This is a genomic window from Limnohabitans sp. 103DPR2, assembly GCF_001412575.1.
Lineage (GTDB): Bacteria > Pseudomonadota > Gammaproteobacteria > Burkholderiales > Burkholderiaceae_C > Limnohabitans_A.
Map to the genome: position 1 here is coordinate 314,905 of NZ_CP011834.1, position 20,917 is coordinate 335,821.

Below are 20,917 nucleotides of genomic sequence, written 5' to 3' on the forward strand. Positions count from 1 at the left end.
TCTTGGCAATGTCTCTGCTGTTGACACCTGTGTGGTCTCAGTTGCCTACCAGCTCGTCCAATTTACCCGCCTTGGGCGATGGCGCGGACATGACACTTTCAGCAGAGCGCAAGTTGGGCGATCGCATTGCGCGTGAGCTCTACCGCGATCCAGATTATTTGGAAGACCCCATTCTGGATGAGTATTTGCAAAACATTTGGCAATCTTTGGTCAAGGGTGCCCAAGCACGGGGCGACATGTCGCCCGAATTGCAAGAGCGCTTTGCATGGAAAATTTTGATTGGACGCGATCGCTCGGTCAACGCCTTTGCGCTACCAGGTGGTTATCTAGGCATTCATCTGGGGCTGATCAGCGTTGTCACCACTCGCGATGAGCTGGCCTCTGTCATGGCGCACGAGCTGAGTCACGTCACGCAGCGACACATTTCGCGCTCCATGGGAGATCAGGCACGCATGACACCTTGGCTCATCGGCGCCATGATTCTGGGCATGTTGGCTGCCAGCAAAAGTGCGCAAGGCGCGCAAGCCATGATCGTGGGTGGTCAAGCCATGGCTGCACAATCACAGCTCAACTTCTCGCGCGACATGGAGCGAGAAGCCGATCGGATTGGCTATGGCGTGATGTCAGAAGCTGGTTTTGATACGCAAGGATTTGTCACCATGTTTGGCAAATTGCAGCAAGCATCGAGCTTGAATGACAACGGCGCATTTCCGTATTTGCGCAGTCACCCACTCAGCAGTGAACGCATGGCCGACATGCAATCACGCCAACAACTTCAGACCCCGCGTGCCGCCAATCAAGAACAAGATCTGGTTCAAGCCATGATGTCTGCAAGGGCACGTGTGTTTTCTCAACCAGGCGTCGATGCCTTGCGCGCATGGGCCCAAGAAGCCAACGATGCCAGTGTGGCCAAACAGTCCACTGCCAAGCAGATGGGCATCTTGTATGGTGCTTGCTTGTCGTGGATGCAGCTGCGTGACCTTGCCCAAGCGCGTGCCTTGTTGCCGCGACTCAAATTGGCAGCGGCCCAACATGCGCCTTCAGCGCGTTTGGTTCAGTTGCTTGAAGCCGAGTTGGCATTCAAAGAAGATGACATGCGAAGCGTGCTGACTTCATTGCGGCATGTGAGCGCGCAAGCCAACAGTTTGTGGCAACGACCCGAGCTGCTTTTCATCACGCAGGCCAGCGCGCGCTTGCAAGTGTCTTCGCCCACTGCAGAGACTTCGCAAATTTTGGCGCAAGGCATCTCAGCGCTCCAGCGTTGGGTGCTTCAACATGCACAAGATGCGCAAGCCTGGCAAGTGCTGGCAACCGCATTGGCTGCACAAGGCCGGCCTTTGGCTTCGTTAAGAGCAGAAGGTGAAACGCAATTGGCAAGGATGGATTTTGGCGCTGCTGTGGATCGTTTTAGAGCAGCACAAGATGCCTCCAGGCGAATGAATGCAGCACAAGCGGATCACATTGAGGCGTCCATTGTGGATGCGCGCTTGCGTTTTGCCCAAGGCCTTTTACGCGAGCAAATGCTAGAGCGACAAGACAGATGAGTTGGCACTGACACCTTAAGGCATGGGTGATGGTGGGCAGACCCACAAGGCATTGACATACTGGCATGTGAGTTTGCCAATGGCCAAGGGTTGGGGGTGACCGCTGAACATCCAACCCGCTGCTGATTTTGTGAGCGCATAACGGTCTCTGTAAATTTGAGGCGCATGGCCCACACGTTCGGGCAAAAAATAATCGACATCAAACACAATGTGCTGGGGCAGCACTTGCCATTGGTGTATTTGTTTAACAGCCATGCCCAAATGGGGATCGATGCTGGCGGCACGGCTTGCGTTTCGCAACGCGATGTTCTGTGCGCTGGTGTTTTTTCGCCAAGCGGTTTTGGGTTGCACTGATTCGGCATGTGCTTCGTTGACCGTGGCGGCAATTCGCTCCATGGCACTGGCAATGATTTGCGTTTCCTCTGGCGTGAGAACTGCATGCAATTGCATGGCTCTTTTTTCGTGCAGAAATGTGGTTCCGAAGTCGATGGGTACACCATTGAAAACTTCGGTGGCTTGCGCAGCGGGCCAGTACAGGTTGAGTGACATGAGCAGCATTGCAAGATGGCCCATCAAAGGCGCCACCTTTGCACGCAAGACATGCGCGTCATGCGAATTAGCAAGGTGCAAAAGCAGCGTCATGTCAGTTCATCTCGAAACAAACTTTTTCTTGAGAAACGGAATACGCTTTACCGCCTCCCAAGCTGACTCCCAAGCCATAGCTTGTTGCAATGACAGCGCACATCAGTCCATTACCACCTTGGGCCTCACAGCTGGTCAAGATGTCGGTGCGCAATAAATGGTCGGCCTCTGCTTTTTCAAAGCCGCACATGTTGTAACGGTTGTCGTGCGCCGCACAAGACGACTGAAGGTTGATGCCAAACATCACGTCGGGCACCACACGGTCAAACATGGCGGTGCCACAGCCTGCACCCAGTGCTTGGCCATCATCTCGTGCACCGTTGGTGGTGCCAGAGTCAAACTTTAAAAAATCAAAGAAGCCTTGTCCCCAAACTTGTTGGGTTTCGGCAATGCTGCAAACTTGCATGATGTGTTCCTTATTGGCATGCGATTAAAAATAATCAATGACCAGGAAAGGGGTGGGCGCGGGGACACCGACCGGTTCAATCGCTGGGTTGAATGAAACTGTTTGTGAAAGTGTTTGTAAAAGTTGGAACTCGTTGGCTTCGGTTTCGCGGGCAAAGTGGGCTTGCAGATCGACGGCGGGTTCTGTGGCGATGCCAAAGTTCATCAAGCCCCAAAGAAGCCAGTGGGGTGACTCGATGGGTGACTCAATGTCTGCATCGAAGGCAATGCCACCGAGGGCAACAGGCCAAAAGTCCATTTGCATAACGCTTGAAGTGTGAGTTGTTTTGTACATGATGATTTCCAATATTGAGTACCAAAGCAGTACTCATGAATGCATCTTAGGGGCGTGGGGATGGGTTGGTGCCTGCATTGACTTGCAAAACAAGCTCGCCGCCAAGTGCTTTCACAAAAAGCTATGATTCCGGTCCTTCTTCAAAGACCTCATGGCTGGCATTCACATCACGGACATCGAAGCGGCGATCAATTACTGGCGCCAAAAAAACCCCTCGCCAGACGGGGTGGCGCTGCCGCGCGAGTTGCGAGCGCTGGCGGAGGTGTATGCACTGATGGTCTATTACAAGGAAGATGAGGCCGACGAATACACCTTGCCTTTGGCCGCTGCAGAGGCTTGGCAAGCTTGGTACGCCAGCACACCCGACACGCCTTGCATCGCCATTTGCTCAACGTTTCAAGGCGACCCCGAATGCAAGGGTTGCGGCAGAAGTTTTGAAGAGGTGCAGCTGTGGACGGAGATGAGTCCCGGTGAAAAGCGCTCAGTTTGGCGCCGCATCACCGTTGACGGGACTTCTTGGCGCTTCAACCGTTATGCCGAGCGCGCGGCAGAGGATCGCCACTTGGCGCGCGCAGCCGCAGAAGCTCAAGTCCCGCTTGGCTTCCAAAGCTAAGCGGCATTCATTCCGCTGTTCAAAAAATTATTTCCAACGCACCACTTCCAGGTGCACGCTGTCTTGACTGTTGCTCAAGGTGAGCTCGCCCTCTTGCACCGTGGCTTGAATTTGCATGCTGCGTTCAGCCAATTTGGCCAAGGCCTGGCTGGCCTCGGTAGGCACGCGCCACACTTGCAATTTGTCCATGCGCGTGAGTTTGCTTTCAATGCCGCGCCACCACACCTCTGCCGCATGGTTGAAGCAATACACCATGACGGCATCTGATTTTTGGCAAGCCTTGTTCAAGGGCTTGTCTTCGGGTTGCCCCACTTCCACCCACAAACGCGTTTGACCCGTGAAATCGCGCAGTGACAAATCGGGGTCATCAGGGTCAGACAAGCCTGCGCCAAAGGCCAGCACACCATCGCCATTCAAATCGGTTTGCAATTTGTAGGCATTGAGGGACAAAGCCAACAAGCGAATCATCATGCGCTCGTCGGTTTCGCTGGGATGACGCGCTAAGGTGAGGGCGTGATCGGCGTAGTAACTGTGGTCAATGTCTGCAATGGAAAGATTGACTTTGTAGATGGTGGATTTAAGCGCCATGCGAGACTCGCTTAAACCCGCTGGGCCAGCTCAATGGCTTTGCCAATGTAGCTGCCAGGCGTCATGGCCAACAAGCGATCTTTTTCTTCTTGGGGAATCTCCAAGCCTTTGATCAAGCCATGCAACGCATCAGCCGTTACCGTTTTGCCACGCGTCACTTCTTTCAATTTCTCGTAAGCGCCTTGCACGCCATAACGGCGCATGACTGTTTGAATGGGCTCGGCCAAGACTTCCCAAGCGGCGTCCAAATCTTGCGCCAAAGCTTCTTCGTTCAACTCTAACTTTTTCAAGCCGGTCATGAGCGATGCATAGGCCAGCGCCGAGTAACCCAAGGCCACACCCATGTTGCGCAGCACCGTTGAATCCGTGAGGTCGCGTTGCCAACGGCTGATGGGCAACTTTTCTGACAAGTGTTTCAGCACCGCATTGGCCAAACCCAAATTGCCTTCAGCATTTTCAAAGTCAATGGGGTTCACTTTGTGCGGCATGGTCGATGAGCCAATCTCGCCTGCTTTGAGGCGTTGCTTGAAGTAACCCAAGCTGACATAACCCCAAATGTCACGCGACAGATCGATCAAGATGGTGTTGGTACGCGCCACCGCATCGAACAATTCCGCCATGTAATCGTGCGGTTCAATTTGAATGCTGTAGGGCTGGAACGACAAGCCCAAACCCCAATGCTCACTGGAGGCACCTGCTTCGTGTGACTCGGGTGTTTCGACCACTGACTTGGAAAAATTCTCCCAGTCAAAGTGGGGCCAAGCCGACAAGTGCGCGTTGTAATTGCCCACAGCGCCATTCATTTTGGCTTTCAATGGAACAGCTGCAATTTTGTCGCGGGTGCTGCGCAAACGCACAACCACATTGGCCAACTCTTTGCCGACCGTGGTAGGGCTAGCAGTTTGGCCATGCGTGCGGCTCAGCATGGGAATTGCCGCATACGCGTGCGCCATGCTGCGCAACTGTTCAATCACTTCATCTAACGCAGGCAAGATCACTTGCTGTCGTGCGCCTTTGAGTTGCAGGGCATGGCTGGTGTTGTTGATGTCCTCACTGGTGCAAGCAAAATGCACGAACTCTGATGCTTGTTCAAGTTCGGGACGATCTTTGAATTTGGACTTGATCCAATACTCGACGGCCTTCACATCATGGTTGGTGGTCTTTTCGATGTCCTTGATGGCCAAAGCATCTTGCTCTGAAAACTGGGTGACCAAGCCTGTGAGGTATCGGCGTGCACCCAAGGACAAAGGTTTGAACTCTTCGAACCCGGCATCGGACAGCGCAATGAACCAGGCAATTTCAACTTGCACACGGCGGTGCATGTACCCCAGCTCGCTCATGAGCGGGCGCAGTGCGTTGAGCTTGTTGGCGTAACGGCCATCCAAGGGCGATAGGGCGGAAATAGGAGAAGAAGTCATACACCGATTGTAAGTTCTGACTCTGACAAATGACTGAGCTTGCGATTCCTCTAGAATGCACGTCAATTCGACTCGCTTTTGACGACTTTTACAAGAACAAACCCATGAAATTGATCGGTTCACCCACCAGCCCTTATGTCCGCAAAGTTTGCATCGTGATGGCTGAAAAAAAACTGGACTACCGCATGGTGGCCGAAGACGTGTGGTCGGCCAACACCACCATTCACGCCTCCAACCCTCTGGGCAAGGTGCCTTGCTTGGTCTTGGAAGGCGGCGAAGCCGTGTTTGATTCCCGCGTCATTGTGGAGTATTTGGACACTTTGTCGCCTGTTGGCAAACTGATCCCCGTCAATGGCCGTGAACGCGCCGAAGTGAAAACTTGGGAGGCTTTGGCCGATGGTTTGCTAGATGCCGCTTTGCTGGCACGCATGGAAGCCGTCTGGCCACATCGCCTTCCTGAACAGCGCAGCCAGCCATGGATTGACCGCCAATTGCACAAGATTTCTGAATCACTGCGCGCCATGTCACACGGTCTGGCCGACAAGCCTTACTGCTCGGGTGCACATCTGAGCTTGTCTGACATTGCGGTGGGTTGTGCGCTGGGGTATTTGGACTTCCGCTTTCCTGCCACTCAATGGCGCGACACTTATCCCAATTTGGACAAGCTGTACGCCAAGTTGATGCAACGCCAAAGTTTCATTGACAGCGTCCCAGCTTAAGTCGAGCGCTGCCGACTGTAGGGCCAACAGGGTTTAACTGTTGGCCTGTTTTTTCAGCCACCGCATCAAAGCGCCAACCCACGGCAGCTTCTCATAAAGTTCCTCAGCAGCATCCCAATAATCGCGGTGCAAGCTGATGCGTTGGTCTGCATCGAGTACCAAATGGCTGGTGCCCAACACCACTTGTTCGGTCTGCGTATCAAAGCGCTTGAAACGAAAGCGAAATTCCCACGTCAAAAACGCCTGATCGCCATCGACCACTTGGCCCGTGATGACAAAGCGCGGTTGCGTCAATGACGCAAACATGTGCGCAAAGATGGTCTCTATGGCGGGCACACCGGTCACGTCATTGAAGGGATCCTTGAAGCGCGCGGTGGCGCTGTAAAACGCGTTCAGTTCACTCACACTTTGCGGTGTGAGAGTTTCAAAGTAGTTGGCTATTTGTTCAAAGCGCTGACGCGAGTTCATGGTCACAGTCCTGTAAATCGGCGTACCAAAGCGAAGTACATGCGATAGGGTAACAGGCGCAGCAACTTCAACCACAGCGTAAATCGTTTGGGAAAGTGAATGTCAAACAAACCCTCTGCCCAACCTTGCAGCATGGCTTTGGCCGCATCTTCGGGCGACATCAAGGCGGGCATTTGGAAATTGTTTTGTGCGGTCAGTGGTGTAGCGACAAAGCCCGGGTTGATGAGGCTGACGCCAATGCCTTTGTCTTGCAAATCCATGTACATGGTTTCTGCCAAATGCGTGACCGCTGCTTTGGTGGGACCATAGGCCAAACCGTTGGGCAAGCCACGCCAGCCCGCCACGCTGCTGACCACACTGACATGGCCAAAGCCCTGTTGCAGCAAGACCGGCAACGCTGCATCGAGCACTCTCAGCAAACCGTTGTAGTTCACTTCCTGGTGGCGCAACATGTCGGTCAAATCGAATTCTGTTGCACGGTGCGCGCGGTAATGTCCGGCACAGTAAAGCACCATGTCCAAAGGTCCCAGCGCGGCCACTTGACGCATGGCATCACGCACTTGCAAGGCATCCGTCACGTCTAGGGGCAGCAGCGTGAGCGCTTGACCTTGTTGTTGAGATTGTTCGGCCCAGACAGACACCACGCCTAAATCACGCGCGGAAATGACCACGTTGGCACCCGCTGCATGCAAAGCTTTGGCACACGCCAAACCAATGCCACTAGAAGCACCGATCAACCACACACGTTTGCCTTGCCACTGAGCCATGGGTGGGTTCAAAGGCGCACCCCATCGACGTTTGACGCGGCTTTTGAGGGACTGAACGGGCACCGTGTCTTGCCCTGCTTTTGCAACATCCAGGTTCATGACACACGACCCGAGGCGTTGGGAACTCGGCGTTTGAATGACAAGGTGACTTCACCCAAGGTCACACCCCATTTGCGCATCACTGCTTTGTTCATCATGACTTGCTCGTCCATGAGGTACATCCAGTCGTCAAATTGCACTTCCCAAACCGTGCCATCGACGGGCAGGGCCAAGGTGTATTGCCAGCGGAAGGTGTTGCCACTCACCCCACCAGCGGCCATCCCCACCACATCGTCAGCGCGGCCTTCATAGCGGCCATTCGGCAAAGCTTTCAATTTCCAAATGCGCCGTTGTTGGGTGCCATCAGAGTAGGTGAAGGCCTCGTCTAAAACACCTTCATCGCCTTGCCATTGGCAGTCCATCACCACTTTGAAGCGTTTCACCACGCGGCCTGAACGGTCGGTGAAAACACCCCAAGCATCGACGATGCCATTGAAGTAGGTTCGCAAATCAAGCACGGGCGTTTGCGCTGCGTAGTCGGACAATTGGGGGCCTGCACAACCTGACAAAAGTCCGGCCCCAGCACTCAACGCAGCCAAGCCCGATGTGCGCAAAAGCAGCGGGGCAGCGACGCCTTGAGAAACACGCTTGAGATACTGTCGTCTGTTCATAAGTTACCCCTTGATGTCAGCGAAGTGGCTGACGGTTGAATCCAAAAATAAAACAACGCGGCAACGGCACCGGTTTTCAAAACGCAAGGCAACACGCCATAGGCGAGGGACAGTGCATGCAAGCCTTCGGCACTTCGCGCACCCGGGGCATAGCCCCAACTGGCCAAAAGTGGCAAGCACAGGCCCGCTGCCAACGCCAAATTGAATTTGCTGATGAGGTTCCACCAGCCCAAATACAAGCCCTCGGCTTCGCCCCGGTGACCTAAGTGATCAATGACGCGATTGAGCAAAGCACCAGGCACCACCATGTCTGCCCCTAAGGCAATGCCCGAAGCGACGCACACACCAAGAAACAACAGTTCATCACCTGGGCCTAAAAAACTGACGCTGGCAAAACTGACAATGGCCATCAACATGCCAACACCCCATGTTTTGGGCAAGCCCCGTTGGCGAATCAACTTCAACCAAACCGGCAAAGACACCACGCCGGCCATGAAGTAGGCGCCTAAAAACCACGGCGCAATGTCTGATGACGCCTGTATTTGGTCTTCTACAAAAAACATCACCAAGCTGGCAGGAACAGCGCTGGCAATGCCGTTGAGCATGAACACAGCCAAGAGTTTTAAAAACAAACTTTGACGAATCGGCAAGGCCATGGCATTGGCTGTGGGCGATGCGGCTTCGCTGGACAACACAGGTACATTGGCTTGAAACACCCGAGACCATGCCCACAAACCCACGAGCAATGAGGCTCCCAAAAAGATGCTGGTCGTCTGCCAGCCTGCCAAAGCAGGAAGCAGCGACGCCAACACCACGCCCACCAAGCCGGCCGCTTCACGCCAAGCGATCACGCGGCCTTGTTGCAAAGCATCGCCGCCCAAACGTGTTGCCCAGGCCTGGTGAAGAATGCTCAAACCACTGTAGGTGAGGTGACACAAACTGACAAACACCGCGACCCAGGCCACATAGCCTGACGTGGAAGCAAACAGTGGCGGGAAAAACAAGGCGACAAAAGACACCAACAGCAAAGCGGCCAAAGCAAAGGCAGCAGTACCGACGGCTTGATTGGACTTGGCATACAGCACATCGCTGATGCGCCCCATCCATGGGTCGATGAAAGCGTCCAACAAACGACTGATCAACAAAACAAGACCGAGGGTGGTCAAAGGGACCGCGTAGTGTGTGGCGTATGCGTGTGGCAAGTTGACGTACATGGGCAAAGCCACAAACGACAAAGGCAAAGCCAGCAGGCCATAGGATGCGCCCGTTGTCTGTGCGGCACGCGATGTCTCACTCATAAGCCGTTGATCCAGGCTTGTCGAATGGCGGGTGCTGATGTGGCCTCATGCAGCCAGATGCCAAAAAAAAGCTTGGCAAATTGTGGGTCGGTGATGGCACCCAAACGTTTTTGTTGAAACCAAAATTCAGCACCTTCGTTGGGCTTGTAGAACCCCATCAAACGGTCACCAGGGCGAACATTAGGAAAAATATCGGTCATGGCCTTGAGCCATTCTTTCTCTTGTGCCGCATTGATGCTGCCTAACTTGCGCATCTCGTCCATCGAGCGCTTGGCAATGGCCACCCCTTCAAAATTGCGAAGGTATGACAGCTCCAAAACGAACGGCGAAGCCGTGTACTGCTGCACCGAAAAACCAGGCGAGGTCCATAAACGGGCATCGTAAATCTCGAAGCCCCAAAATTGATAGCGCTGAGTGCTTGAAGGTTTCGCGCCTGGCAATATCGTTTCGTTGGCAGCGGCCATGGCGCTCACGTTGCTGAGCACCACCACCAACAAGATCTGCCATAAACGACATTGCAGGATGTTCATATCAGCCTGGCTTTTTCAATGTGAACTGAATCACATCGGTGTTGGCTTCATCGAAAGCGGCTTCGCAATAGGCCAAATAAAACTCCCAAGTGCGAATGAATGCGGTGTCAAAGCCCAAGGTCAACACCTGCGCCTCATGGGCCAAGAAGTCATGTCGCCAACGACGCAAAGTTTCGGCGTAATCGGGACCAAACTTCAACTCATCGACCACTTCCAAGCCTGCCAAGCGCGCTTGTCTTCTGAACTCAGAAGGACTGGGCAAGCAGCCGCCCGGGAAAATATATTGCTGAATAAAGTCAGTTGATTTGACGTAACGGTCAAACAACGCGTCGTCGATCACAATGCTTTGAATGCAGGCCTTGCCGCCTGGCTTCAACATCTTGCTAACCGTTTGGAAATAAGTCGGCCAGTATTCTTGGCCGACCGCCTCGATCATTTCAATAGAGCACACAGCGTCATAGGGACCATCGTCAATGTCGCGATAGTCTTGCAAACGCAAATCCGCTTGTTCTGCTTTGCCATTCCATTTCATGCGCGCATTGGCAAAAGCCAATTGTTCGGTCGACAAGGTCACACCGGTCACATGTGCGCCCATTTCCAGGGTGGCCATTTCGGCCAAAGCACCCCAACCACATCCGATTTCCAAAACGCGAGAGCCCGCAGTGACATCCGTGGCTTGCAAAGCGCGGCGCACTTTGGCGTTTTGTGCCGCTTGCATGCTGCGGCTGAAATCGCCCTCAAACAATGCGGACGAGTAATTCATGGTGCCATCCAACCACAATTCGTAAAACGCATTGCCCAGGTCGTAGTGGGCGTGGATGTTTTTGCGGCTGTTGGCTTTGTGGTTGCGATTGAGCAAATGCTTGACGCGGTAGATCATGCGACCCCACCAAGAGCCATAAATCAAATCTTCCACAACGCGGCGATTTTGAATCATGACGCGCAACAAATCACTCAAGGCGGGCGTGGTCCAATCCCCAGCAATGTAGGTTTCCGCAAAACCAATGTCGCCCGATTTCATGCTGGCCAAAAAAACATTCCAGTTGCGCAAGCTGATGGCGGCATGGGGCATTGCACCATTGCCATAAACTTTCGAGCTTCGATCGGGGAACTGAACGGTCAAGGTGCCGTGCTCCATTTTTTCAAGCAACTGAAGCACACGGCGCGCGGCCATGGGTGCAGACTGGATGGCCATCGATGTGCTGGAAGACGTGGTGGAGTTCATGTTCAGCGAGATTTAGAAGTGAAGGTTGAAGCCGCTTGACCACGCGTGACAAATTGCGTGGGGGGCGCGGGTTTGTGAAAAAAAGGAACTTTCTTGAACCAGAGCAACAAGGCGTGCCAATGAATGCGCAACATCACGGCCAGAGTCCAAAGGGGATAGCGCCAAAAAGTGTTTCGAATTTCGCTGGGACTTGCGTCCACCAACTTGCCACTTTGACTGGTTTGAATCAAAGGGCCGTCTTCATTGCTGTGGTCAACTCGCGCAACAATGCGCTCCACGCCGTTTTGAAGGGTTCGCATGAACCTGAATTGGTAATGCCCTGAGACCTTGCAAAAGGGTGAGACATGAAACACCTTGTCTGCAAGCGCCGAGACACCCCACTTGGGCTCTTGCAACAAATAGCAGTGTCGCTCGCCAAAGGTGTTGTGGACCTCGGCCACGATCGCGGCCAAACTGTTGTCTTGTCGATGGCAGTACCAAAAACTGACGGGCTTGAAGGTGTAGCCCAAGACGCGCGGAAATGTTTGAAGCCAAATTTCGCCGTCCGCGTCTTGCACATTGGCTTCGGCCAACAAAGACTCCAGCCAAGCCAAAGCACCGCCTTGCTCAGGCAATCGACCATCACCATGGTCGACGTCGTGAAACGACATCAGGCCTGCTCGGTTGATGGGAAAAGCCAAGGCTTTTGCAGCCTCTGGATTGCTTAGCACCGATTGAAGGTGGCGCATGGGCAACATCACAAAATAAGCCGCATAGTCAAAGGCATGGCGGGCCGGGCGTAAACGCACGTGCCTGATCTGGCCATGTCCAATGCTGATGTGGGCAGTTGTCATGCGTGAACTTTCAGCAGCAACTCTCTGGCCACAGCCAACCCAGACTTCAAACCGTCTTCATGAAAACCATAGCCCAACCAAGCACCGGCATACCATGTGTGCTGCTGGCCTTGAATTCGGTGGATGTGTTGTTGCGCGTCAATGGCGGCCAAATCGAACACCGGATGTGCATAGTCAAACGTGCGAATGACTTTGCTGGAATCGATGGCTTGCGCCGGATTGAGTGACACCACAACGGCTTGCTCGTATGGCAAGGGCTGCAGTTTGTTCAACAAGTAATGCAAACAAACGCGTGCGCTTTCTTGGTCTTCGCTTTCGGCGCGTGCATAATTCCACGCGGCCCATGCTTTGCGGCGAGTCGGCAGCACGCTGTCGTCGGTGTGCAATACGGCCACATTGTCTTGATAGCGAATGGCTGACAAATACTGCGTTTCTTCTGCAGAGGGCGTGCGCAGCATGCGCAAGGCTTGATCGGAGTGTGTACAAATGACCACTTCATCAAAACGCTCTGCAGCCCCTTGCGTCACCACTCGAACGCCTTGCGCATCTCGTTCAATGAGTTGCACGGGGGTGTTCAAACGCTTGTCGTTGATGTCCCTGACTATTTTCTGCACGTAGTTGCGAGAGCCGCCCGTGACCGTGAACCACCGCGGCCTGTTGCTGATTTGCAGCAGGCCATGGTTGTGGCAAAACCGAATCATGGTGGCCACTGGGAAGGCCAGCATTTGATCCGTGGGGCAACTCCAAATACAACCCATCATGGGCAAGAAATACCAATTTTGGAAAGCCTTGCCAAACTGATGCTGCTTTAAAAATTCCGACAAAGGTTGGCGCAGTGCGGACTCGGTTTGCTGTTGTGCAATGTGCGTGCACAACTTGTTAAAGCGCAGCACATCCAACAACATTTTGTAAAACTCGGGGCGCGCCAAATTTCGGCGCTGTGCAAAGACCGTGTCTAAATTGCTGCCACTCCACTCCAAGGACTCGTTGCCCCAAGCCTTGGGTGCTTGCACTGAAAAAGACATGTCAGACAAGGACGTCTCGACACCCAACTCTGCAAACAGATTGATCAGGTTGGGATAGGTTCTTTCGTTGAATACCAAAAACCCGGTGTCGACGCCATGCGTGACCATGCCTGCGGCCGTAGGCAAACTGATGTCAACGGTATTGGCGTGTCCACCAAAGTAATCACCCGCTTCAAACAGCGTGACCTCGGCTTGTCCTTTTAAGCTGTGTGCAACGGCCAAGCCCGAGATGCCTGAGCCGACAACGGCAATTTTTTTGTACTTCAAGATGTCAGACTTTCGCAATCAATTTAGGAGGGCTTGCCCGCCAAGCTTTTCTCAAGCGCTTGCACCAGACTTCTGCTGTCGGGACTGGTCATGCTGTTGTAGCTGTCGATCAACTTGCCGTCGCGGCCAATCAGGTACTTGTAAAAGTTCCACTTAGGACGCTGTCCAGGAGCTTGGGCCAGTTGTTTGAAAAATGGCACCGCTGCTTCACCGGTTACCGCGGTTTTGGTGAACATTGGAAACTTCACGCCAAAAGTGTTTTCACAAAAGTCTGCAATTTCTTGGTTGGTGGCCTTCTCTTGCGCAAAATCATTGGAAGGAAAGCCCAGCACCACCAAACCTCGGTCTTTGTATTTGTCGTAAAGGGCTTCCAAGCCTTTGTATTGAGGCGTGAAGCCACAGTAGCTGGCGGTGTTGACCACCAAAATCACTTTGCCGCTGTATTGGCACAAGGACTGCGGCTTTTCATCTTGCAGCCTTGCAAATGTGTGATTCAACAATGTAGGACAAGCCGCAGATGCCGTCGGCATGGCAGCTGTTGACTGCGCCCATGCGGCAGGCATGGCAAGCAAAATTGCCAAGGCAAGGATGCGCTGGAGTGCTTTGAAATTGGCCATTGAACTGTCCATTCTATTTTGTGACTGGACAGTTTACTTCCAATTTCCCAGCTTGTCACGCGCCTTTGTGGGATTTGTTATCAAACGGGAAAACGGCTTGCCACAAAGCCAAAACGGCCTCTTGTTCGGTCTTTAAAAAGCTGCCTTCTACCTGGGTTGGCTCTTCGTTTAAACGAGCCTTGTGCTGAACCCTGCGCAATTCTCGATAGGCAGCTGACGCAGCCATGCCCACCCCTGGCGGCAACAGGCCGGCCGCCTCAGCCCGTTGCAACAAGGCAATGTTGCCCACGTTGTCTGCCAATTCTGGGTGGGCCGTGGTGTGCATCAAGACCAAATATTGAACAGCAAACTCGGCATCCACCATGGCGCCTGGGCTGTGTTTCACATCAAAGAAACCAGGCTTGATGGGGTGTGCACCTCGCACCCGATTTCGCATGTTGACGATCTCTTGGGCTAGCGCATGGGGGTCGCGTTGCGCACTGATCACAGCAAGTCGAACCTGATCAAAGCGCTGCCTCATGTGTGCATCGCCCATCACAAAGCGCGCCCGCGTCATGGCTTGATGCTCCCATGTCCAAGCAGTGTTGCTGCCGCGCTGCTGTTGGTAGTCGGCGTATGCGTCGAAAGTGGTCACCAACAAACCTGAGCTTCCGTTGGGTCTCAAGGCCGTGTCAATCTCAAACAAATCGCCCTCGGCCGTCTTCACGGTGAACCAATTGATGAGCTTGCGCACAAAGGCCGCATAGACCTCTTGTGCCCGTTCATCGGCATCTTCAAATACAAAAACGATGTCCAAATCACTGCCATAGCCCAGCTCTTTGCCACCCAATTTGCCATAGGAAATGATGCCGAATTGGGGCACCTCACGGTGCCGATTTTTGAGATAAGACCAACACCACGCCGCGGTCACGCGCAGCACCGCATCGGCCATGGCACTCAAATCATCGGCCACCTGCTCTACGGTCAAATTGCCCTCCACATCGCGTGCCAGGGTTCTGAACACTTCGGCATGGTGGGCTCGCCGCAAGAGATTCAGGATGTTTTCTTCGTCGTCTTCGCCGGTCCGTTGGAGGGCCGCCCGACGGGCCTGAAGCTCGGCTTCAAAATCGGTGGCCACAAAGCGTTGTTTCAGAACATCGCCTCCCGCCAGCTCATCAATGACGCCTGGGTGTTGCACCAAATAACGGGCCGGCCACTTGGCAGCGCCTAGCAATCGAAGCAGTCTTTCATGAACCGCTGGACGCTCCAGCATCATGGCCAGGTAACTCTCCCTGCGCATCAAGGGCTCCATCCAGTCAGCCATCCGGACAACGGCCACTTCTTCGACACGCCCCTCTTTCAGCCACTGCGCCGTGCGTTGCAGCAAACGCATCAAACGGCCTCTGGCGTCATCCCGCAAACTTTGAACTTTGGGGCTGTCCTGCCAATGGGCCAAGCGTTGACGGGCCTCGCCTGTAAACAAATCAAGGATCTTTTCAAGCTCGGGGCGTTCACGCGTCCCCTGTGATTGGCAGCCTTTGCACTCCCGGTCGCCGCCCAACAAGATGTCAAATTCGTGCGCCACAATTTCACGATGCGCGTCCAGATCGCTTAAAAAATCACAGCTGTCGGCGTATCCCATGGTGTTGGCGATCCACGTCAAGTCATGATCTTGTGTCGGCAAGACATGGGTTTGCTGATCGTCCAAATATTGGATTCGGTGCTCTACCCGGCGCAAGAAAACGTAGGCTTCGGCCAATGCTTTGGCCGTATCCAAAGGCATCAAGCCTGCCTTTGCCACCCTTTGCAAAGCATCCAAGGTCGGCCGCGTACGCAACTCTGGGAATTGCCCGCCGCGGACCACTTGCAACAATTGCACGGTGAATTCAATTTCCCGAATTCCCCCTCGCGACAACTTCACATCATTGGCACGCTCTGGATGGCCGGCGCTGCGTTTGGCCGCATGGTCACGGATCTGCTGGTGCAGGGTGCGCAAGGACTCAAACACGTTGTAATCGAGGTAGCGCCTGAACACGAAGGGCAACACCACCGAGCGCAAATTGGCCGCAGAACCGTTTTGGATGCTGCTGCGCGGCGCAATCACTCGGCTCTTCATCCAAGCAAAGCGTTCCCATTCACGGCCTTGAACCAGCAAATACTCTTCCAATGCACCCAGCGAAACCACGCTGGGGCCCGAGTTGCCATTGGGGCGCAAGGCCAAGTCAACGCGAAACACAAAACCATGCTCTGTGGTGTCACCTATCAGGGTGTAGATGGCTTTGACTGCGCGGGCAAAGTACTCTTGGACTGAAATTTTCCCCAAGCCTTGTTCATTGCCTGTGGTTTCACCGTCTTCGTCGTAAACATAAATCAGATCGATGTCGCTCGAGACATTCAACTCTCGTGCGCCCAATTTGCCCATGCCGATGACCCAAAACTCGGCACGCTTTCCGGCACTTGTCAAAGGCACGCCATGTCGGGCATCGAGGTCTTTGAATGCCTGCTGACAAGCCGCGTCCAGCGCAACTTCGGCAAGATGCGTCACGCCCAAAGTGACCGTCTCAAGACTTGCTTGATGCTCGCAATCCAGGGTCAGCAAACGGGCCATGGTCCACTGGCGCAAGACACGCAATGCCGCACCGACTTCCAAGCCTTGTGTCCGCAATTGAGTGTAGGCCTGCGTTAAAGACTCACGCTGGGGGACTGCGGATGGCAGGTTTGCAAAGACATCGGCGTACCGTCTTTGCAGACGTTGATAAAAACGCGAGCCTTCTGAGAGGGGTGGGGGACGTTTTGAATCCATGTCGTCGCCTGTCTCAAATGGGCCTGCGGCAGTCATAATTCCCTGCCTGAGTCTTTATGTCTGTATTGTGAGCCGAATGCTGAAGTTTTCCACACTGTCCAAGTTGCTGAGCCACGGCCTGCGCGTCATCGCTTGGATGATGCTGGTGGCAGGTTGCGTCTTGGGCATGGCTTGGGCAGCTTTGCATTTTTGGATTGTGCCCCGAATTGAAGATTTCCGTCCCAAGCTAGAAAACTTGGCCACACAAACCATCGGCGTTCCAGTTCAGATGGGCAAACTGTTGGCGGTTTCTTCGGGATGGATGCCCACTTTTGAAATTCACGACTTGGCTTTGTTAGACCCAGAAGGCAGACGCGCACTGACTTTGCCCAAAATCGTGTTTGCCATCAGTGTTCGCTCTATCTTGGATTTGGGCGTGGAGCAACTGGTCATCGATTCACCGACCTTGGACATTCGCAGAACCAGCACAGGCGAGTGGCGCATTGCAGGTTTGTCATTGAAGCAGGACAACACGCCCGACTCTGCCGCCGCCGATTGGATTTTTGCGCAAAAAGAAATTGTCATCCAACACGGCACCGTGTTCTGGACCGACGAATTCAATCCGCTGCAACGCAACAAAAGCGCTCTCGACTTACAAGACGTTTCATGGATCTTGCGCAATTCGGCAAGGCACCATCAATGGCGTTTGGATGCCACACCGCCCAGTGGCTGGGGCGATCGTTTTGTGTTGATGGGCGATTTAAAACGCAATCTGTTGTCAACGCATCCCGGTCGCTTCAAGGACTGGAGTGGTCAGGTTCACGCTGAGTTTCCTGATGTCGATTTGTCGCAACTTGGCCCGCACCTGCCCTGGAAAGTCAATGCCACAAAAGGACAAGGCGCTTTGCGCATGTGGGTCGATTTGAACCATGGCAACGTCAAACAAGCAACCGCTGACTTGGTCTTAGAGAATGTTCAAGCGCAGCTCAGTCCTGAGCTTCAGGCCTTGTCATTTAAAAATATTGCGGGCCGCCTGTCGGTCAAGCCCCTCCACAAAGGTCTGGACTTTTCAACAGAAGGCTTGCGCTTTGACACCACCGATGGCTTGCATTGGCCCGGCGGCAATGTGAACTTTTCCTACGCAGAAGCCGATAACGGTCAAAGCGCCAAGGGGCTCTTTCACGGCGACAAATTGGATTTGTTTGCTCTTCGCAACATTGCGCTGCAATTGCCCTTGCCTGAGTCTGCGCGAAAAACATTGCTCGAACACAAAGTCAGCGGTTTGGTCAACCCGTTGCACATCGAATGGTCTGAAGAATTGGGCAAGTCAGACAAAGCCATCCATGTCGCCGTGGCCAACGGTCGATTTGACAACTTTTATTTTGAAGGTGGCAAAGTTGGCACTGAAACAGAGAGCTGGCCAAGCGTTGAAAACGCCAACATCAGCTTTGACATGAATGCTGACGGCGGACAAATCAAGGCCACCATTGACCACGGTGCCATCAGCATTCACCGCATCTTTGAAGAGCCACGAATCCAACTGGACGCGATGCAAGCCTCCGTGAAATGGGTCAAGCAAAAGGATCAAGTGACCGTTCCCGATTGGCAATTGCGAGTGTCCAATTCTGATGTCACCGGAGAGTGGCAGGGCAAATGGAAGCCCAGCCCCATTGCCAACAGTTTGGGCATTTTGGACTTGCAAGGCACCATTGCCCGAGGCGATGCCGCACGCGTTCATCGCTACTTGCCCCTCACGCTGCCACAAAGCGTGCGTCACTATGTGCGTGATTCGGTGTTGAAAGGTGAAGTGCAGGGTGTTGCTGTCAAGATCAAGGGCGACCTGCAACAATTGCCTTTTGCCAACCCCAAAGACGGAGAGTTCCGATTTGCTGGCAAAGTCAAAGACATTCAATACGCTTATGTGCCGCCCAGTGGCAGCACACGCAACTCAACGCAAGAGCCCAACTGGCCCGCCATGAACAACGTCAATGGCGACATTGTGTTTGACCGTTACAACTTCAAAGTCAATGGCGCTTCTGGCAAATGGGGCAACGTTCCCTTCACCCAAATCAAAGCCGAGATTCCCAATTTGAACGGCAAGGTGGTGGTGAATGTGCAGGGGGAATCAAAAACAGGTGCCAACCTTGCGTTAACAGACTTGCGCCAATCTCCCGTCAACAACATGTTGGGCGGTTTGTTTGCACAAGCTCAAAGCACAGGAACTCTGAATGCGCGCCTCAAGCTCAGCTTCCCCTTGGCCGAGCTTGATAAAACCACCGTGCAAGGTAACGTCAGCTTGAACAACAACGATGTGCGCTTGCAATCGGCCTTGCCTCTGTTTGAAAAAGCCCAAGGCAACATCAATTTCAATGAGTCGGGTTTCAGCTTGGTGGGCGTGAACGCACAGTTCTTGGGTGGCCCGATCAAACTTGATGGTGGATCCAGAAAACTTCCAGCGAAAAGCACAGAGGCCAACCCGCTCATCCGAATCCAAGGTCAAGCCACCGCCAATGGCATGCGCCAGGCCAAAGAAATTCCATGGCTCAACGCTTTGGCCCAACAAGCCAATGGCAGCACCACTTACACCGCCAGCTTGGGATTCAAGGGCGGTCAAAGCGAGCTCAGCATTCAATCTCAACTTCAAGGACTTGCGCTGAACCTGCCCTCGCCATTGAACAAGCGCAGCGACGACATGGTGGCCTTCAAGTACGACAACACCGTTCAAAGTTTGAATCAAAACAAAGCGACGCGCGATCAAATCCAAATGTCCTGGGGCCGCGCATTGTCTGCATCCTATGTGCGCGACCTCACTGGCACTGAGCCTCGCGTAATCAATGGTCGGTGGCAGGTCGGCGACGTGGTCGGCAATCCAAGTCAAACGGACGGCGGTGTATTGGCCATTGTCAATTTGCCCAGCATCTCGCTTGACGACTGGCTCCAAATTCTCTCCCCGCCCAAATCAAGCCCTGCTTACGTGGCCTCCAGCAACAGCAGCTTGTCTGCTGCAAGCCAAACCTATTTGCCCAATCGCATGACGCTTAAAGCCAACGAGTTGACTGTGCAGGGACGCAATTTGCACAACGTGTCTGTCAACGGTTCGCGCGAAGGTTATGTTTGGCGTGCGCAAACAGATGCCCGCGAGTTCAGCGGTTATTTAGAGTACCGCCAGTCCAACAACCAAAATGCCGGCCGCATTTATGCACGCCTGGCACGTTTGAGCTTACCGCCCTCCGCGGATCAAACCGTGGAGTCCTTGCTAGAAGATTCACCCGTGGCCATTCCCGCTTTGGACATTGTGGTAGAAGACCTTGAGTTGCGCGGCAAGAAAATGGGCCGCGTTGAAATTGAAGCCATCAACACCGACCCCACATCACCGCGCAGCAATGCCGGTCGCGAATGGCGCTTGAGCAAGTTGAACATCACCGTGCCCGAAGCCAGCTTCAAGGCCAGCGGCAAATGGGTGACCTCCAGAGATGGCACGCAACAGGCCATCACCGACATGAACTTCCGCTTGGATGTGTCCGACTCTGGTGATTTGTTGAACCGCTTGGGCACCAAAGATGCACTTCGCGGTGGTGGCGGCAAGTTAGAGGGTCAAGTCAGTTGGCAAGGTTCGCCTTTAACTTTGCACTACCCCACATTGGGTGGCCGCTTCAATGTCAACATTGGCCGCGGTCAGTTTTTACAAGCTGAGCCAGGGGTTGCGAAGTTGTTGGGCGTCCTGAGCTTACAAGCCTTGCCGCGGCGACTGTTGCTGGATTTCCGCGATGTCTTCAGTGCAGGTTTTGCCTTTGACACCATTCGGGGCGATGTCACGATTCAGCAAGGCATTGCCAACACGCGCAATTTACAAATGAAAGGCGTCAATGCAATTGTCCAAATGGAAGGCAGCTCGGACATTGCACGCGAAACACAAAATTTACGGGTGTTGATCCTGCCCGAGGTTGACGCGGGCACAGCCTCTTTGTTGGCGGGCATTGCCTTGAATCCGGCCATTGGATTGAGCACGTTTTTGGCGCAACTTGTCTTGAAACAGCCTTTAAGCCGCGTCAATACGCAAGAGTTTTCAATTGATGGCACATGGAGCGATCCCAAGGTCACCAAGATCTCGTCTTCATCTGCGACGCCTTGATGGCGCTTGGGTCCAAAGTTC

The 20,917-nt window shown here is 53.7% G+C and carries 19 protein-coding genes; 4 read left to right on the forward strand and 15 right to left on the reverse strand.

Annotation, left to right across the window (positions count from 1 at the left end; all coding sequences use genetic code 11):
* Window positions 1-8: 8 nt before the first annotated feature.
* On the forward strand, window positions 9-1,544 hold the full coding sequence (locus L103DPR2_RS01395; protein ID WP_055361773.1) for a M48 family metalloprotease: 1,536 nt from the start codon (window positions 9-11) through the stop codon (window positions 1,542-1,544).
* A 15-nt stretch (window positions 1,545-1,559) separates the two neighbouring features.
* Here the strand turns inward: L103DPR2_RS01395 and L103DPR2_RS01400 are convergent, their stop codons facing one another.
* Genes L103DPR2_RS01400 through L103DPR2_RS01410 form a run of 3 tightly spaced genes read right to left on the reverse strand, consistent with a single transcriptional unit; the run spans window position 1,560 to window position 2,925 of the window.
* Window positions 1,560-2,186, reverse strand: a complete 627-nt coding sequence (locus tag L103DPR2_RS01400; RefSeq protein ID WP_055359417.1) for a hypothetical protein — start codon at window positions 2,184-2,186, stop codon at window positions 1,560-1,562.
* A gap of 1 nt (window position 2,187) precedes the next feature.
* Complete coding sequence (locus tag L103DPR2_RS01405; protein WP_055359418.1) at window positions 2,188-2,592, reverse strand: hypothetical protein; 405 nt, start codon at window positions 2,590-2,592, stop codon at window positions 2,188-2,190.
* 24 nt (window positions 2,593-2,616) lie between these two features.
* On the reverse strand, window positions 2,617-2,925 hold the full coding sequence (locus tag L103DPR2_RS01410) for a hypothetical protein (protein ID WP_156339838.1): 309 nt from the start codon (window positions 2,923-2,925) through the stop codon (window positions 2,617-2,619).
* Between the two features lie 151 nt (window positions 2,926-3,076).
* On the opposite strand from L103DPR2_RS01410, the gene L103DPR2_RS01415 reads away from it, so the two are divergent.
* Window positions 3,077-3,538 (forward strand): DUF3717 domain-containing protein, encoded by a 462-nt coding sequence (locus L103DPR2_RS01415; RefSeq protein WP_055359420.1) that lies wholly within the window; start codon window positions 3,077-3,079, stop codon window positions 3,536-3,538.
* Window positions 3,539-3,565: 27 nt separating this feature from the next.
* Here the strand turns inward: L103DPR2_RS01415 and L103DPR2_RS01420 are convergent, their stop codons facing one another.
* Both L103DPR2_RS01420 and purB read right to left on the reverse strand, forming a co-directional pair.
* On the reverse strand, window positions 3,566-4,126 hold the full coding sequence (locus tag L103DPR2_RS01420; protein ID WP_055359421.1) for a YaeQ family protein: 561 nt from the start codon (window positions 4,124-4,126) through the stop codon (window positions 3,566-3,568).
* Between the two features lie 11 nt (window positions 4,127-4,137).
* A complete protein-coding gene (gene purB, locus L103DPR2_RS01425) occupies window positions 4,138-5,544 on the reverse strand; it encodes an adenylosuccinate lyase (RefSeq protein ID WP_055359422.1) in 1,407 nt (468 codons plus the stop codon).
* Window positions 5,545-5,648: 104 nt separating this feature from the next.
* On the opposite strand from purB, the gene L103DPR2_RS01430 reads away from it, so the two are divergent.
* Window positions 5,649-6,263: a glutathione S-transferase N-terminal domain-containing protein gene (locus L103DPR2_RS01430; protein ID WP_055359423.1), complete on the forward strand. Its 615-nt coding sequence runs from the start codon at window positions 5,649-5,651 to the stop codon at window positions 6,261-6,263.
* Window positions 6,264-6,296: 33 nt separating this feature from the next.
* Here the strand turns inward: L103DPR2_RS01430 and L103DPR2_RS01435 are convergent, their stop codons facing one another.
* The 10 genes from L103DPR2_RS01435 to glnE all read right to left on the reverse strand — a co-directional run bounded on the left by L103DPR2_RS01435 (window position 6,297) and on the right by glnE (window position 16,785).
* Window positions 6,297-6,731 (reverse strand): nuclear transport factor 2 family protein, encoded by a 435-nt coding sequence (locus L103DPR2_RS01435; RefSeq protein WP_055359424.1) that lies wholly within the window; start codon window positions 6,729-6,731, stop codon window positions 6,297-6,299.
* A 2-nt stretch (window positions 6,732-6,733) separates the two neighbouring features.
* Entirely contained in the window at window positions 6,734-7,498 is a 765-nt protein-coding gene (locus L103DPR2_RS01440; RefSeq protein WP_055361774.1) for an SDR family NAD(P)-dependent oxidoreductase, read from the reverse strand.
* 95 nt (window positions 7,499-7,593) lie between these two features.
* Window positions 7,594-8,208 carry a DUF3833 domain-containing protein gene (locus L103DPR2_RS01445; RefSeq protein ID WP_082466675.1) on the reverse strand — a complete coding sequence of 205 codons (615 nt, stop codon included), beginning with the start codon at window positions 8,206-8,208 and terminating at the stop codon, window positions 7,594-7,596.
* On the reverse strand, window positions 8,205-9,506 hold the full coding sequence (locus tag L103DPR2_RS01450) for an MFS transporter (RefSeq protein ID WP_055359425.1): 1,302 nt from the start codon (window positions 9,504-9,506) through the stop codon (window positions 8,205-8,207). The genes L103DPR2_RS01445 and L103DPR2_RS01450 overlap by 4 nt, the downstream gene beginning before the upstream one ends.
* Window positions 9,503-10,036: a chalcone isomerase family protein gene (locus tag L103DPR2_RS01455; RefSeq protein ID WP_055359426.1), complete on the reverse strand. Its 534-nt coding sequence runs from the start codon at window positions 10,034-10,036 to the stop codon at window positions 9,503-9,505. The genes L103DPR2_RS01450 and L103DPR2_RS01455 overlap by 4 nt, the downstream gene beginning before the upstream one ends.
* A gap of 1 nt (window position 10,037) precedes the next feature.
* Window positions 10,038-11,261 (reverse strand): SAM-dependent methyltransferase, encoded by a 1,224-nt coding sequence (locus tag L103DPR2_RS01460; protein ID WP_055359427.1) that lies wholly within the window; start codon window positions 11,259-11,261, stop codon window positions 10,038-10,040.
* Between the two features lie 2 nt (window positions 11,262-11,263).
* Window positions 11,264-12,094, reverse strand: coding sequence for a DUF1365 domain-containing protein (locus L103DPR2_RS01465; protein ID WP_055359428.1), 831 nt, complete (start codon window positions 12,092-12,094; stop codon window positions 11,264-11,266).
* Window positions 12,091-13,386, reverse strand: coding sequence for an NAD(P)/FAD-dependent oxidoreductase (locus tag L103DPR2_RS01470; protein WP_055361776.1), 1,296 nt, complete (start codon window positions 13,384-13,386; stop codon window positions 12,091-12,093). Before L103DPR2_RS01470 ends, L103DPR2_RS01465 begins: the two co-directional genes overlap by 4 nt.
* Before the next feature lie 23 nt (window positions 13,387-13,409).
* Window positions 13,410-14,003, reverse strand: a complete 594-nt coding sequence (locus L103DPR2_RS01475; protein WP_082466845.1) for a glutathione peroxidase — start codon at window positions 14,001-14,003, stop codon at window positions 13,410-13,412.
* A gap of 55 nt (window positions 14,004-14,058) precedes the next feature.
* Complete coding sequence (glnE, locus tag L103DPR2_RS01480) at window positions 14,059-16,785, reverse strand: bifunctional [glutamate--ammonia ligase]-adenylyl-L-tyrosine phosphorylase/[glutamate--ammonia-ligase] adenylyltransferase (protein ID WP_156339839.1); 2,727 nt, start codon at window positions 16,783-16,785, stop codon at window positions 14,059-14,061.
* Between the two features lie 76 nt (window positions 16,786-16,861).
* Here glnE and L103DPR2_RS01485 point away from each other — a divergent pair, with 76 nt between their 5' ends.
* A complete protein-coding gene (locus tag L103DPR2_RS01485) occupies window positions 16,862-20,896 on the forward strand; it encodes a YhdP family protein (protein ID WP_055359431.1) in 4,035 nt (1,344 codons plus the stop codon).
* Window positions 20,897-20,917 lie beyond the last annotated feature (21 nt).